The organism is Clostridium cuniculi (assembly GCF_004353185.1).
Taxonomy (GTDB): Bacteria; Bacillota; Clostridia; order Clostridiales; family Clostridiaceae; genus Clostridium; species Clostridium cuniculi.
In genome coordinates this window covers 14,460-30,118 of the sequence record NZ_SMUS01000028.1, presented here as the reverse complement: position 1 = coordinate 30,118, position 15,659 = coordinate 14,460, and the positions used below count along the sequence as shown (strand labels likewise).

Here is a 15,659-nt window from a genome sequence, read left to right as displayed (position 1 = left end):
AGATGTTTAAGATAATAGAAAAGACAAAAATTTGGTTTTCAATATCCCTAGCAATTATATTAGTTGGTGTAGTTTTAATGGCAACTAGAGGATTAAATTTTGGTATTGATTTTAAAGGTGGTACTAAAGTAGTTGTTGATTTTGGAGATAGTTTTGATAAGGTAGAAGCTGATGAAATAGTAAAAGAATATGCACCTGATGCAGTAACAAAAACTATAGAAACTACTCAATATGAAATCAAATCAAAGGATTTAGATGAAACTAAAACAGCAGAATTATTTAATGCATTGAAGGAGAAATATTCGTTAGAGGATTCAGCTTTAGTTTCTCAAAGTCAAATAGGACCATCAGTAGGGAAAGAGCTAACAAGAAATGCACTTCTTTCTGTGGCAGTTGCTTGTGTGGCAATGCTTATTTATATAGCAATAAGATTTGAATTTAATTTTGGTTTGGCTGCTATAATTGCCTTATTACATGATGGGTTAATAACTTTATCCGTTTATGCAATTTTTAATATACCTGTAAATAGTTCATTTATAGCTGCTATGTTAACAATTCTAGGATATTCAATTAATGATACTATTGTTATTTTTGATAGAATAAGAGAAAACCGTCATAGTATGAGAAGAAGCACTCCAACTGAAATAGCAAATGCAAGTATTAATAAGACTTTAGCTAGATCTATAAATACTTCATTAACTACTTTAATAATAATTGGAGCGGTTAATATATTTGTACCAACAGTTAGAGAGTTTTCATTCCCATTATTAATAGGTATTGCTGGTGGAGCTTATTCTTCAATATTCATAGCATCACCAGTTTGGGTGTTATTACAGAATAGAAAAGTAAAAAACAAAAAAGTAAAAACAGCTTAATATTATATCCCAAAAAAGAAGCAGTAAGGAATTACTGCTTCTTTTTGGATATAATATACAAAAAAAGATAAAATAAGTGGACACTATTCTAAAAATAGAATATTTTACAGGATAATTTGTTATGAAATGCAGAAAACATTTGTATTATATCAATTTATCTATTATAATATAACTGTTTTCTTATTATTGTGGAGGAGTTTGTCATGCGTAAGTTTTGGGAAAGTATATATAGTCCTAATTACATAACTGGATATAATCCCTTTATACTTAAAGATATGAATAAAGCAATAGAGCGTATGGTATCAGCAATTAATAATAGAAAAAAAATTGTTGTTTATGGGATACCAAATGTAGATGGATTATGTGCTATTTCATCCCTTATACTGGTTTTGAAATATTTAAATGCCGATATTGAATACGTAGTCCATGATGATTCTTCAAGTAAATCTAAAATTTCATCTAAAGATATAATAAACAATGTTCAATTTTTAGGTGGAGAAGTGCTTATAGCTTTAGGAATAGATTTAAAGTCAAAGGAAGAAGAAAAGCTTTGTAAAAGTCTTGGGATAGATTTGATAGTTATAGAGAATAGAGACGTAAATTATGATTATGAGTACATATACATAAATCCTAATCAAAAGGGATGTCAATATAGATATAAGAATTTATCAGTAAGTGGATTAACATTTAAGTTAATGCAAGCAATTGCAATTTACTATAATGTTAAAAGTATAAACAAGTATCTAGACTTAATATTAATAGGTGAAAAATGGGCTAAATCCCCTAAAAAGGGTGAGAATAGTGTTTTTATAAAAGAAGGTATGAGATTTTTAATCAATACAAACAATCATGGATTAAGATCTATTATGGATGCTTATAACATGATTAATATAAATGATGATAGTGTTGATAAAATTATAGATGTTATTACTCCAACTATTAATGTTGTAACTATGACAGACAACGCTAGAATTATAATTGAATTGTTAATAACAAATAGAAAAGAAAGAGCAGAACAAATAACAAAGTATTTAAATAAGTCTAAAGAAAATGTATAATATTATTACATAGAAATTTAGATATAATGAATACAAGAATAAGTTGATATGGAGGATTTGTTATGGATCTAAAAAAAAGCATAAGAATAGTGGAAGATTTTCCGAAGAAGGGAATTAGTTTTAAAGATATCACTACTTTAGTAGCAGATGGAGAAGCTTTTAAATATTCAATAGATGCAATAGCTAAACATCTTAAAGATAAAAATGTGGATGTTATATTAGGACCTGAAGCAAGAGGATTTATTTTTGGAGTACCTGTTGCATATGCTTTAGGAGTTGGATTTGTACCAGTTAGAAAAAAAGGAAAACTACCTTTTGAAACAGTATCAGTTAATTATGATTTAGAATACGGTACAGATGTATTAGAAATTCATAAGGATGCAATTAAGAAGGGGCAAAGAGTAGCTATAGTTGATGATTTACTTGCTACAGGAGGAACTATTGAAGCAGTAACTAGACTTGTAGAAGCTGCAGGAGGAGAAGTTGTTGCTTTAGATTTTGCAATTGAGTTAACTGAATTAAAGGGAAGAGATAAATTAAAGGGATATGAAGTAATGTCACTTGTGCAATACGATATTTAATTTATTGAAATACCTTAAATTTTAATATATAATAGTGTAAAGGTGGCTGGTTGAATTAACCAGCCATTGATTTTAATTTTTATTACAGAAAAAGTATAATATTTGAAATTCTTAAAGGGAGGATCTGAATGGTTGAGGTATTGATACAAAAAATAAAGGAAAATTGCACAAATGTTGATTTAGATGTTGTAAATAAAGCATTTAATTTAGCTTTTGAGGCTCATAAGGAACAAAAAAGAGAATCTGGAGAACCTTATATAATTCACCCTATTGATGTAGCTGTAATTTTAGCTGAGTTAGGTATGGATACAAGTACCATAGTTGCAGGATTACTCCATGATGTTATAGAAGATACGGACTATACATATGAAGATATTAAAAATATTTTTAGTGAAGAAATAGCCAACTTAGTTGGTGGAGTTACTAAAATTACTAAAATGGAATATAAGTCTAAAGAAGAGCAACAGGCAGATAATTTTAGAAAAATGTTATTAGCTATGGCTAATGATATAAGAGTAATTATAATTAAATTAGCAGATAGATTACATAATATGAGAACATTAAAATATATGCCGAAGGAAAAACAAAAAAGAATTTCTAAAGAAACTTTAGACATATATGCACCTATTGCACATAGACTAGGTATTTCAAAAGTAAAATGGGAACTAGAAGATTTATGTTTTAGATATTTACATGAAGAAGAATATTATGATTTAGTGAATCAAATAGCTGAAAAGAGAGTAGAGCGAGAAACATATATTGCAAAAACAATTGAAGATTTATATGGAAAGCTTGAAGAATCAGGAATAGATTCGGATATAGATGGTCGTCCTAAGCATTTTTATAGCATTTACAGAAAAATGGTTACTAAAAATAAGAGCATAGAACAAATATTTGACTTAACTGCTATAAGAATACTTGTGAATTCGGTAAAAGATTGTTATGAAGTATTGGGGATAGTTCATACTATATATAAGCCAATACCTGGGAGATTTAAAGACTATATTGCAATGCCAAAACCGAATATGTATCAATCATTGCATACAACAGTTATAGGTCCTCAAGGTAAAACGTTCGAAATCCAAATAAGAACATTTGAAATGCATAAAACAGCAGAATATGGTATAGCAGCACACTGGAAGTATAAAGAAGGTGATACTTCTGATAGTAAGGAAAAGACTTTTGAAAATAAGCTAGCATGGCTTAGAGATATGCTTGAATGGCAAAAAGAAACTTCTGATGCACAGGAGTTTATGGAAGGATTTAAAATAAATCTTTTCACAGATGAAATTTTCTTATTTACGCCAAAGGGTGTAGTTATAGATTTGCCAAATGGTGCAACACCTATAGATTTTGCTTATAGAATACATACTGATATTGGTAATAAATGTGTTGGGGCTAAGGTTAATGGTAAAATAGTTCCACTTGATTATCAACTTAAAACAGGGCAAATAGTAGAAATTTTGACTTCTAATAGTTCTAAAGGGCCTAATATGGATTGGCTTAACATAGCTAAAAGTAATCAAGCCAAAAGTAAAATAAGAGCATGGTTTAAGAAGGCTAAAAAAGAAGAAAATATTACAAAAGGAAAAGAAGTTTTTGAAAGAGAACTAAAGAAACAAGGGGTTCACTATGCAGATATTGCTAAGGGTGAAAGTTATGATAAGTTTATAAAAAGATACAATATAAATTGTATGGATGATTTATATGCTTTAGTAGGTCTTGGTGCTATAGTAGCATCTTCATTTATTTTAAAATTAAAAGAAGAAAGTTTATCTAAAGATGAAAAAACTAAAGAGGAAAATTTAAATAAAGCTATTGAAGAAAATATTTCAAAGACGGAAAAAAGAAAAAAAGAAAATAATTATGGGGTTACAGTTAGAGGTGAAGATAACTTAATGGTTAGATTTGCAAAATGTTGTAATCCAGTGCCAGGTGATGATATCTTAGGTTATATAACAAAGGGACGTGGAGTATCTATTCATAGAAGAGATTGTAGTAATTTACAAAATTTAATTGAAGAAGATCCACAAAAGGTTGTTGATGTAGCTTGGGGAGTTGCAAAAGGTGTGGCTTATATGGCAGAGATTCAGGTTAAAACTGAAGATATACCAGGTGTGCTTTCTAATATAATGAATGTTATAATGGAAAGTAAGTTACCTCTTAATGCATTAAATGCGAAAAGTGCAAAGAGTAATTTAGCATATGTAAATATAAAAGTTAAAATAGACACAATAGAGCAATTAAAAGAGTTAATGAGAAAAATAAGAAAATTGACTGGTGTCATGGATGTCTATAGAATGAATAATTAGAAGAAACTCTTTATTTTGATATTTAAGGAATAAGTTCAACTTGCAAAATTGAAATTTAGAGTTTTAATTAGAGGATGGTATAAATGAGAGCAGTAGTACAAAGAGTAACATATTCTAGCGTTGAAGTTGATGGTGTTATTGTAGGTGAAATAAATAAAGGATTTAATGTACTTTTAGGTATCTCAAAAGATGATACGGAGGAAGATATGAAGTATATTAAAGATAAAATAATTAATCTTAGAGTATTTAGTGATGAAAATGATAAAATGAATTTATCTTTATTAGATATCAAAGGTGAATTATTATTAATTTCACAATTCACTTTATATGGAGATGCAAGAAAAGGAAGAAGACCTAATTTTATGAACGCTTTAGGTGGCGAAGAAGCTAAGAAGTTTTATGATAAATTTATTGAAATGATGAAAGAAACGGGATTAAAAGTCCAAACAGGAATCTTTGGTGCAGATATGAAAGTTGACATTAAAAATGATGGTCCCGTTACAATACTTTTAGATAGTAGCAAAAATTTTTAAATAGAATAGTAAATGAGGTGAATTTATGATAATAAAAACATATCCTATAGGTATTTATGAAGAGAATATTTATGTTTTAGTGGATGAAAAATCAAAAGATGCTTGTATCGTAGATCCAGGAGGAAATGGTCAGTTATTAATTAAAAATATTGAAGAATTAGGTTGTAATATTAAATATATATTACTAACTCATGGTCATTTTGACCATGTAGAAGCTTTAAATGAAGTAGTAGAAAGATTTAAAGCGCCTGTATACATCAATGAAAATGAAATTAATTTTATGAAAACAGATAAAACTGTTTTTGGAAATCTTCCAAAGGAATATAATATTGTAAAAGATGGGGATACTTTAGCATTTGGTGATGATATTATAAAATGTATTCATACTCCAGGACATACTAAAGGTGGAATGTGTTATTTATATAAAGATGTTATATTTACTGGAGATACTCTATTTAAAGGATCAGTAGGTAGAAGTGACTTTATAGGTGGAGATTTTAATGAATTAATAAATTCCATAAAGACAAAATTAATGATTTTAGATGAAGATATAAAGGTATATCCAGGTCATATGGAATCATCAAGTATTGGATATGAAAAACTAAGAAATCCATTCTTACAAGAAGAATTTGAGATTTTTTAATAAAAGGAGAAATCATGGAAATAAAAATTAAATTAAACGACATGAAGTATAGATATGACGTATACCAAATGTTTAATATTTATTTTCCATTAGATGAAATTAAATTTTTAGATGATGGAGATTATATTGTTAATATTTTAGATAATAAAGTAGAATTTATTAATGGAGATTATTATAAGGAAACTGCAATATCTGAAAATATTAAAGAAGACATTAAGAGACTAGTATTTTCTTCATTAAAAGATATTACAGAAGAAGAATATCCATGGGGAATTTTAGTTGGTATTAGACCATCTAAAATTGCACTTAAATATTTAGAAGAAGGAAAAACAGAAGAAGAAATCATAGAAATATTTAAGAAAAAGCATTTAGCATCGGAAGAAAAAGCTAAGCTTTGCATAGAAATTGCAAAAACAGAAGTAAGCTTTGTAAATAATGATTCTAAGAATATAGCTATTTATATAGGCATGGCTTTTTGCCCTACAAGATGTTTTTATTGTTCTTTTGCTGCTAATCCAATAATGGGAAATAAAAAGTTAGTAAATCCTTATCTTGAAGCATTAATATATGAAATCAGAGAAATGAAGAAATATGTTGATGAAAGAAATTTAAATATTGAAACTGTATATTTTGGTGGAGGTACACCTACAGCAGTAAATAATGAAGAGTTTGAACTTATTATGCAAGAAGCTTATAATGCCTTTGTTAAAGGTAAAGGGATAAAGGAATTTACAGTGGAATGTGGAAGACCAGATAGCATTACAAAAGAAAAGCTTGAAACTATGAAAAAGTTTAATGTAACAAGAATTAGTATAAATCCTCAAACTATGAATGATGAAACATTAAAAATGATAGGAAGAGGACATAATTCTAAGGATGTAATAGAAAAGTTTAATTTAGCAAGAAGTATGGGCTTTAATGATATAAATATGGATATGATTATAGGGCTGCCAGGAGAAGGAATAAAAGAAGTTCTTCATACAAAGGAAGAAATATTAAAATTACATCCAGATAGTTTGACTGTTCATGGATTATCTTTAAAGAGAGCTTCAATTCTTTATGAAAACTTTATTCTTAAAAAAGGAATCCAAGTTAAGAAGCAAGCTGAGTTAGCTGATATGTATGAAGAAAGTAGAATTTTAGCTAAGAAGCTGGGATTACATCCATACTATATGTATCGTCAAAAAAATATGGTTGGAAATATGGAGAACTTAGGTTATTCTAGAAAAGGTGCAGAATGTATTTATAATATTCAAATGATAGAAGATAAGCAGACTATTATTGCTTTAGGTGCAGATGCCGTTTCTAAAGTTGTTTTCTTAGAGGAAGGCAGAATAGAAAGATTTGCAAATATCAAGGATGTTAGAGAATACTGTAATAGAATAGAAGAGATGGTAGAGGGAAAGAAAAAATTATTAGATACCCTTTACTTAAATAAGGAGGAATAATTAAATGGAAATGCAAGCTCCAAAAGGAACGAAGGATATGCTACCACAGGATGCGTATAAATGGCATTTTGTTGAGCAAACATTTAGAGATGTAGCAAAATATTATGGGATGAGAGAAATTAGGACTCCTATGTTTGAGCATACTGAATTATTTGCAAGAGGTGTTGGTGATACAACTGATATAGTTCAAAAGGAAATGTATACTTTCAATGATAAAGGAAATAGAAGTATTACTTTAAAACCAGAAGGAACAGCTGGAGCTGGAAGAGCTTTTATAGAAAGTAGATTATTTAATGAGGCACAACCAACAAAGCTTTATTATATAACTCCATGCTTTAGATATGAAAATGTTCAAAAGGGGAGATTTAGACAATTCCATCAATTTGGAACAGAAGTATATGGATCAAAAGAGCCATCTATGGATGCAGAAGTTATCGCATTAGCAATGCAAGTTTTAAAAACTTTAGGTTTACAAAGCTTAAGTTTAAATATAAATAATTTAGGATGTCCTAAATGTAGACCTAATTATAATGAGGCATTAAAGAATTATTTAAAAGAAAATTATGATAATTTATGTCCATTATGTAAATCAAGATTTGAAAAGAATCCAATGAGAATATTAGATTGTAAAGAAAGAAAATGTAAGGAAATTACTAAAAATGCACCTATAATACTTGATTATATGTGTGAAGAATGTGATACTCACTTTGATTCAGTTAAAAAATATTTAACTGCATTAAATATTCCATTTACAGTTGATCCAGGTATTGTAAGAGGTTTAGATTATTATACTAAAACAATATTTGAAATCTTAAACGATGAATTTACTGTTTGTGGTGGTGGAAGATATGATAAGCTTATAGAACAATTAGGTGGACCAGAAATGCCAGCAGTTGGTTTTGGTATGGGAATTGAAAGGCTTATCATGATATTAGAAAAAGAAGGTATTGAAATTCCAAATGAAAATCTTTTTGACTTATATATAGGTGCTAGAGGTGATGATGCAAAGTTTGAAGCCTTTACTTTAGCTAATAAGTTAAGAGAAGCTGGTATAAAAACAGAAGTAAATCATATGGGAAGAAGTGTAAAGGCAGAAATGAAATATGCTAATAAAATTGGTGCTACATTTACAACAATTTTAGGTGATGACGAACTTCAAAATAAATCAATAAAGCTTAAGAGAATGAGCGATGGAGAACAATTTGAGGTAAGTTTAGATAATATACAAGAAATAGCTAAAGCTATTAAATAGTTAGGAGGAAAGAATACACTATGGGTGAGGCTTTAAATGGATTAAAAAGAACCATGATGTGTGGAGAACCAAGAGAAGTAAACGTAGGAGAAAAAATCACTCTTATGGGATGGGTTCAAAGAAATAGAAAGCTTGGAGGTCTTCAATTTATAGACCTTAGAGATAGAACTGGGATTATGCAAATAGTTTTTGGTGAAGAGATTAATGCAGAAAGCTTTGAAAAAGCTAAAGCAGTAAGACCAGAATATTGTATAGCAGTTACTGGAGAAGTTGTTTTAAGAGAGGCTCCAAATGCTGCTATGGAAACTGGAATGGTAGAATTAAAATGTGAAAGCATAAAGGTTTTATCAGAATCAGAAACTCCACCAATATATATTAAAGAAGGATTAGATGCTGCTGAAAATATAAGATTAAAATATAGATATTTAGATCTTAGAAGACCAGATATGCAAAAAATCTTTATGATTAGAAATAGAGCTACAAAAGCTGTTAGAGATTACCTTGATAATAATGGATTCTTAGAAGTAGAAACTCCAATATTAAATAAGAGTACTCCAGAAGGTGCTAGAGATTACTTAGTTCCATCAAGAAATTATCCAGGAATGTTCTATGCACTTCCACAATCACCTCAAATATTTAAGCAATTATTAATGGTATCAGGATTTGATAAATATTATCAAGTTGCTAAATGTTTCAGAGATGAAGATTTAAGAGCTAACAGACAACCAGAATTTACTCAAATTGACTTAGAAATGAGTTTTGTTGAGCAAGATGACGTTATGGCATTAAATGAGGGATTAATTGCTCATGTATTTAAAGAAGTTTTAGGTCATGAAGTTAAACTTCCAATTAAGAGAATGCCATTTAAAGAAGCTATGGAAAAATATGGTTCAGATAAGCCGGATTTAAGATTTGGTATGGAAATTACTGATATTACTGACTGTGTTAAAGACATGGACTTTGTAGTGTTTAAGTCTGCTTTAGAAATGGGCGGAAGTGTTAGAGCATTATGCTTAAAAGGAGGAGCAGATTTAGGAAGAAAGCCTCTTGATAAGTTAGTTGACTTTGTTAAGGGATATAAAGCAAAAGGTCTTGCTTGGATTCAACTTAAGGAAGATGGAGTTAAATCTTCAATTGCTAAGTTCTTAACTGATGATGTTACTGAAAATATAATTAAGACTATGGGGGCTGAAACTGGTGATGCAATACTTATTGTTGCAGATAAGAACTCTGTGGTATTCCAAAGTTTAGGAGCATTAAGATTAGAACTTGCTAAACAATTTGATTTAATTAAAGATAAAAATGAATTTAACTTTACATGGATTACAGAATTCCCATTATTTGAATACAATGAAGAAGAAGATAGATATCATGCTGCTCACCATCCATTTACATCTCCAATGGATGAAGATTTAGATATGCTTGAATCTAATCCAGGAGCTGTAAGATCTAAGGCATATGACTTAGTATTAAATGGTGAGGAATTAGGTGGAGGATCTATAAGAATACATGATTCTGCACTTCAAACAAGAATGTTTAAAGCTTTAGGATTTACTGAAGAGTCAGCTTATGAGAGATTTGGATTCTTAATAGATGCATTTAAGTTTGGCCCACCACCACATGGAGGATTAGCATTTGGTCTTGATAGAATGATAATGTTCTTAGCAGGAACTGAAAATATAAAGGATGTTATAGCATTCCCTAAAAATCAAAATGCTTATTGCTACTTAAGTGAAGCACCAAACGTTGTAGATCAAAAGCAAATTGATGAATTAGGTTTAATAATAAAACCTGAAGATAAAGAATAATTAGTTTTTTTGAAAAAGCCAGCATAAGCTGGCTTTTTTATGTATATTAGATATGTTATTTGTAATTGTAATAATATTTAACAGGATAAAAAACATTAATTTGATTAAAATAATAATGTAAGTACTCTATACATATTTACTAAGGAGGAGTCACTATGAAAAACAAAATGATGAAAAAAATGAATAGAAAAATGCGTAAAGCAAAAATGAAAAATAGTATTATAATGGAAATGGCAGAAGACTTAAAAGATTTAGTTGCAAATGCAAAATTATATAAAAAGTTAAAAGGTAAAAAGTAAAATATAGAATAATATATAAAAATAATCTCAACTATTTATGTTGAGATTATTTTTATATTATTTTTGAGCAAATTTTTTAATTTCTTTTTTACGTTTAGCACTAAGAACCAATCTTGTAAGTGTTGAAACAAATAAAACTCCTAATGCTAATGTTCCTGCACTTGCTAGTGTATTTAATCCTAATTCCAATGATTTAGATATATTGCCTGCAATTGCTTCACGCATAGTATAGTACATGCCACTACCAGGAACTAATGGAATTAGAGCACAAACTACAAATGTAGTAACTGGTGTCTTAAAAATTCTTGCAAGTACTTCACTATATACACTGAAAATTACAGAAGAAATAAATAGTGAAGAAATCTCTGATAATCCCATTTGTAAAGGTAGCGAATAAAAGAACCAACTCATAGCACCACCAAGAGCAGCAAAAAATATTTTTTTACCACGTATATTAAAGGCAATACAGAATCCAAATGTTGCAAAAAAAGATACAAGTGTAACCCAAATAATCATTTTAAATTCCTCCAAAGTTTGATATCCAGAAACTTAATACTGCACCAGTACCTACAGCAATAGATATAGCAACTAAAAATGCTTCAGCAGCTCTTATTATACCAGATAATAAATCACCTGAAATCGTATCTCTAATGGCATTGGTAATAGCTAAACCAGGAACTAATAGCATTATAGCACCTATAATAGTTTCATTCACTTGACTTGCAATACCAAGTTTATAAAAAATTATTGCTAAAAGTGCTGCAATTCCACTGCATATACTATTTATAAAGAATAAGTTTATACCTATTTCAGACCATTTTATAGTTAGAAATTTAATTATCAAACCAATTAGAAATGCAGCAAAAACATCTTTAAGGGTTCCTCCAAATAAAACTGAAAATGACCCTGCCCCTAAAGCAGAGAAGATTATAATAACAGGAAGAGGATAAATTTCTTCCTTATTAATTTTAATTAATTCTTTTCTTAAATCATTAACAGATAGTTTTTTTGATAATATACTTCTAGATAAATCATTTACTTTATCAATTTTATCTAAATTAACAGTTCTATTAGAAACACGACGTGTTAAAGAGTATATTTTACCTTCATGACAAATTGAAGCCATAATTCCTGTTGGGGTGGCAAAACTTTCAGCTTCTGAAGCGCCGTAGATTTTACAAATACGCCAGATAGTTTCCTCTACTCTATAGGTTTCCCCGCCATTTTCTAAAATCATTTGTCCAGCAAGCATTGCAACTTGAAGTATTTCATTCATAACACAAAACTCCTATATTTTTTTAATTTTTTATGTATTATACCATAAGAGATTATAGAAATGTATATTTATATTAAAAAGTAGTTGAATTAATTATTATTTATATATATAATTTTATAAAAAGATAATTGGGGTGATTAAATGAATTTTGTAAATTTAAAGAATGAAGACAAAGAAATTTGTGACTTAATGGAGAAAGAGTTAAAAAGACAAAGAGAAGGAATTGAACTAATTGCATCAGAGAACTTTGCATCACAAGCTGTAATGGAAGCTATGGGATCTCATTTAACTAATAAGTATGCTGAAGGTTATCCTAGTAAGCGTTATTATGGGGGCTGTGAAATAGTTGATGAAGTTGAAGAAATAGCAAGAAATAGAGCAAAAGAGCTTTTTGGGGCTGAACATGTTAACGTACAACCACATTCAGGATCACAAGCAAATATGGCTGTGTACTTTACTATATTAGAACCAGGTGATACAGTACTTGGAATGGACTTAAGTCATGGTGGTCATTTAACTCATGGTTCACCAGTAAACTTCTCAGGAAAATTATTTAATTTCGTTTCTTATGGAGTTGATAGTGAGACTGAAAGAATTAATTATGAGAATGTAAGAGAACTTGCATTAAAACATAAACCAAAGTTAATTGTAGCAGGAGCTAGTGCATATTCAAGAGTTATAGATTTTGAGAAATTTAAAGAAATTTGTGATGAAGTTGGAGCATATTTTATGGTAGATATGGCACATATAGCAGGATTAGTAGCAGCTGGAGAACATCCATCACCAGTTCCATACGCTGATTTTGTAACTTCAACAACTCATAAAACTTTAAGAGGACCAAGGGGAGGATTAATTCTTTGCAAAGAGAAATATGCTAAAGCACTAGATAAGAACATATTCCCAGGAATGCAAGGCGGACCACTTATGCATATAATTGCAGCTAAAGCGGTATGCTTTAAGGAAGCATTAGAACCTACTTTTAAAACTTATATGAAAAATGTAGTTTTAAATTGTAGAGTATTAGGTGAGGAGTTAGTTAAGTATGGATTTAAGTTAGTTTCTAATGGAACAGATAATCACTTAATTCTTGTAGATTTAACTAATAAAGATATTACAGGAAAAGAAGCAGAAAATCTTCTAGATTCTATTGGTATTACTGTTAATAAAAATACAGTTCCAAATGAAACAAGAAGTCCTTTTGTTACATCAGGAATAAGAATAGGTACTGCAGCAGTTACAACAAGAGGATTTGATAGTGAAGCAATGAAGGAAATAGCAAGTATAATAAATGATGTTATAGAAAATAGGAATTCAAATTTAGAGGTGTTAAGAGAAAGAGTAAAAACACTTTGTGCTAAATACCCTTTATATAGTTAAGAATTAAGAGGTAATAGAGAAGAAGTAAGAGGTTAATTATTAACTTTTCCCTCTTACTTTTTAACTTTTACCTAATAATAGATACAGGAGGATAAGGATGAAATTAATATCATGGAATGTAAATGGAATAAGAGCATGTGTACAGAAAGGTTTTCTGGATTTCTTTAAAGAAGTTGATGCAGATATTTTTTGTATACAAGAAAGTAAGCTTCAAGAGGGACAAATAAATCTTGAGCTTGAAGGATACAATCAGTATTGGAATTATGCTGAAAAGAAAGGATATAGTGGCACAGCTATATTTACAAAGAAAGAACCTTTATCAGTTAGATATGGATTAGGTATTGAGGAACATGATAAAGAAGGTAGAGTAATTACATTAGAATTTGAAGATTTCTTTATGATTACAGTTTATACACCTAATTCACAAAATGAACTTGCAAGATTAGATTATAGAATGAAATGGGAAGATGATTTTAGGGATTATTTAAAATCATTAGAAGAAAGTAAGCCAGTAATAGTTTGTGGAGATTTAAATGTTGCACATAAAGAAATTGATTTAAAGAATCCAAAAACAAATAGAAGAAATGCTGGGTTTACTGATGAAGAGAGAGAAAAATTCACTACTTTATTATCAAGTGGATTTATAGATACCTTTAGATATTTTTATCCAGATTTAAAAGATATATATTCTTGGTGGTCATATAGATTTAATGCAAGAAAAAATAATGCTGGATGGAGAATAGATTACTTTGTAGTGTCTAAAGTTTTAGAAGATAGATTAGAAAGTGCTAAAATACATACTGAGATATTAGGTTCAGACCATTGTCCTGTTGAATTAGTTATAAAATAGAATAAATGGTGATAAGTTAATTATATAAAATAATTTTAACTTATCACCATTTTACATTTAATATCAGAAATAATTTCTTCTATGAAATCTTTAATTTGTAAATTTCTTGTACCAGGTATATATATATCATGTTTCTGAAGTGGAATTATATATTTAGTACAGTCCATATTTATAACTGCTTTGCAAATACTAGGACATAACTCCATATCCTTTTCTCCATTGCATAAAATTCCAATAGGAGCAATAATACAATCCACTTTATTTTTTTTACAGAAATAGCAAATGGCTTTTTCACCACTAACACCTATATGAGCACCAGCTTTAACCATTTTAGAAGTTGCAAATGTATTAGTTCCAAGGGCAATTATGTTAATATCATGAAATAAATCTTTTTTTAATTTTTTTATAATATTTTGACCAAGTCCAGCTCCATTAGTATCAAGTATAGCTATAATCATTATATTTCCTCCGTAAATATTCAAAATGAAAACAAAATGTACCACTTTAGAATATTACTATTTTTATGATGGTAAAATATATAATAATAATATATAATATTAGTAAAATAAAGTAAATTATTACAATTAATTATTATTATTTATTAAGGAGAATTTTATGAATATAAGGGTAGTTAAACAAGATATTGATAATAGAGACGAATGTAGTAATGAAATAAAAAAAATATTAAAAGAGAAAAAAATATTTTTAATAAATGTAATGGGCTCACCTGGTACAGGTAAGACTACTTTAATAATAGAGTTAATAAAATCTTTAAAGGAAAAATATAATATAGCTGTAATTGAGGGAGATATAGCAGGGCAAGTAGATGCCGAAAAAATTGATAAGCTAGGAATTGCAGTAGTTCAATTAAATTTAAATGGGGCATGTCATATAGCACCAGTATCAATTAAAGAGATTTTAGGATATTTTGATTTAGATGAAATTGATATTATTTTTGTTGAAAATATAGGTAACTTAATTTGTCCTGCAGAATTTGATATTGGAGAAAACTTAAAAATTGCAATTTTGAGTATTCCAGAAGGTGATGACAAGGTTGAAAAGTATCCATTATTATTTGCTGAAAGTGATGTTTTAGTGTTAAATAAGTATGATATGATGCAATATTTTGAATTTGATGAGAATAAAGTATTAAATGATACAATAAGTATTAATGATGACTGTAATATATTTAAAGTTTCAAGTAGAACTGGAAGAGAAATTAACTCTTTAGTGAAATTTATAGAAGAAAGAGTAAAAGAAAAATATTCTTGACAAATATTTCTAAATAAGTTATTATTATGATGTAAATCACGAGGATTTATAGAGTATGTTTGAATTTAATATAAT

General features: G+C 28.8%; 16 protein-coding genes. 13 read left to right on the top strand and 3 right to left on the bottom strand.

Annotated features, from left to right (window positions below):
- Nucleotides 1-2: 2 nt before the first annotated feature.
- From secF to EJJ37_RS20290, 10 genes are all read left to right on the top strand, one after another.
- Complete coding sequence (secF, locus tag EJJ37_RS20900; protein WP_133016130.1) at nucleotides 3-875, top strand: protein translocase subunit SecF; 873 nt, start codon at nucleotides 3-5, stop codon at nucleotides 873-875.
- A gap of 203 nt (nucleotides 876-1,078) precedes the next feature.
- Complete coding sequence (locus EJJ37_RS13615; protein ID WP_133016129.1) at nucleotides 1,079-1,933, top strand: DHH family phosphoesterase; 855 nt, start codon at nucleotides 1,079-1,081, stop codon at nucleotides 1,931-1,933.
- A 62-nt stretch (nucleotides 1,934-1,995) separates the two neighbouring features.
- The gene (locus EJJ37_RS13610; RefSeq protein WP_133016128.1) at nucleotides 1,996-2,514 is read left to right on the top strand and encodes an adenine phosphoribosyltransferase; all 519 of its coding nucleotides are present in this window, start codon (nucleotides 1,996-1,998) and stop codon (nucleotides 2,512-2,514) included.
- 128 nt (nucleotides 2,515-2,642) lie between these two features.
- Nucleotides 2,643-4,826 carry a RelA/SpoT family protein gene (locus tag EJJ37_RS13605; protein ID WP_133016127.1) on the top strand — a complete coding sequence of 728 codons (2,184 nt, stop codon included), beginning with the start codon at nucleotides 2,643-2,645 and terminating at the stop codon, nucleotides 4,824-4,826.
- 83 nt (nucleotides 4,827-4,909) lie between these two features.
- Nucleotides 4,910-5,359, top strand: coding sequence for a D-aminoacyl-tRNA deacylase (gene dtd / locus EJJ37_RS13600; protein WP_133016126.1), 450 nt, complete (start codon nucleotides 4,910-4,912; stop codon nucleotides 5,357-5,359).
- 25 nt (nucleotides 5,360-5,384) lie between these two features.
- Nucleotides 5,385-6,002 (top strand): MBL fold metallo-hydrolase, encoded by a 618-nt coding sequence (locus EJJ37_RS13595; protein WP_133016125.1) that lies wholly within the window; start codon nucleotides 5,385-5,387, stop codon nucleotides 6,000-6,002.
- 14 nt (nucleotides 6,003-6,016) lie between these two features.
- A complete protein-coding gene (locus EJJ37_RS13590) occupies nucleotides 6,017-7,450 on the top strand; it encodes a coproporphyrinogen III oxidase (protein WP_133016124.1) in 1,434 nt (477 codons plus the stop codon).
- A 4-nt stretch (nucleotides 7,451-7,454) separates the two neighbouring features.
- Nucleotides 7,455-8,702: a histidine--tRNA ligase gene (hisS, locus tag EJJ37_RS13585; RefSeq protein WP_133016123.1), complete on the top strand. Its 1,248-nt coding sequence runs from the start codon at nucleotides 7,455-7,457 to the stop codon at nucleotides 8,700-8,702.
- A 20-nt stretch (nucleotides 8,703-8,722) separates the two neighbouring features.
- Nucleotides 8,723-10,510, top strand: a complete 1,788-nt coding sequence (aspS, locus tag EJJ37_RS13580) for an aspartate--tRNA ligase (protein ID WP_133016122.1) — start codon at nucleotides 8,723-8,725, stop codon at nucleotides 10,508-10,510.
- Between the two features lie 155 nt (nucleotides 10,511-10,665).
- The gene (locus EJJ37_RS20290; RefSeq protein WP_166484767.1) at nucleotides 10,666-10,809 is read left to right on the top strand and encodes a hypothetical protein; all 144 of its coding nucleotides are present in this window, start codon (nucleotides 10,666-10,668) and stop codon (nucleotides 10,807-10,809) included.
- 57 nt (nucleotides 10,810-10,866) lie between these two features.
- On the opposite strand, the gene EJJ37_RS13575 is transcribed toward EJJ37_RS20290, so the two are convergent.
- Both EJJ37_RS13575 and EJJ37_RS13570 read right to left on the bottom strand, forming a co-directional pair.
- The gene (locus EJJ37_RS13575) at nucleotides 10,867-11,325 is read right to left on the bottom strand and encodes a threonine/serine exporter family protein (RefSeq protein WP_166484769.1); all 459 of its coding nucleotides are present in this window, start codon (nucleotides 11,323-11,325) and stop codon (nucleotides 10,867-10,869) included.
- A 1-nt stretch (nucleotide 11,326) separates the two neighbouring features.
- The gene (locus tag EJJ37_RS13570) at nucleotides 11,327-12,085 is read right to left on the bottom strand and encodes a threonine/serine exporter family protein (protein ID WP_133016121.1); all 759 of its coding nucleotides are present in this window, start codon (nucleotides 12,083-12,085) and stop codon (nucleotides 11,327-11,329) included.
- A gap of 141 nt (nucleotides 12,086-12,226) precedes the next feature.
- On the opposite strand from EJJ37_RS13570, the gene EJJ37_RS13565 reads away from it, so the two are divergent.
- The gene (locus tag EJJ37_RS13565; protein ID WP_133016120.1) at nucleotides 12,227-13,462 is read left to right on the top strand and encodes a serine hydroxymethyltransferase; all 1,236 of its coding nucleotides are present in this window, start codon (nucleotides 12,227-12,229) and stop codon (nucleotides 13,460-13,462) included.
- 97 nt (nucleotides 13,463-13,559) lie between these two features.
- Nucleotides 13,560-14,312 (top strand): exodeoxyribonuclease III, encoded by a 753-nt coding sequence (locus EJJ37_RS13560; protein WP_133016119.1) that lies wholly within the window; start codon nucleotides 13,560-13,562, stop codon nucleotides 14,310-14,312.
- Between the two features lie 35 nt (nucleotides 14,313-14,347).
- On the opposite strand, the gene EJJ37_RS13555 is transcribed toward EJJ37_RS13560, so the two are convergent.
- Nucleotides 14,348-14,770, bottom strand: coding sequence for a DUF3842 family protein (locus EJJ37_RS13555; protein ID WP_133016118.1), 423 nt, complete (start codon nucleotides 14,768-14,770; stop codon nucleotides 14,348-14,350).
- 157 nt (nucleotides 14,771-14,927) lie between these two features.
- Here EJJ37_RS13555 and hypB point away from each other — a divergent pair, with 157 nt between their 5' ends.
- Nucleotides 14,928-15,584 (top strand): hydrogenase nickel incorporation protein HypB, encoded by a 657-nt coding sequence (gene hypB / locus EJJ37_RS13550; RefSeq protein WP_133016117.1) that lies wholly within the window; start codon nucleotides 14,928-14,930, stop codon nucleotides 15,582-15,584.
- Nucleotides 15,585-15,659: the final 75 nt, after the last annotated feature.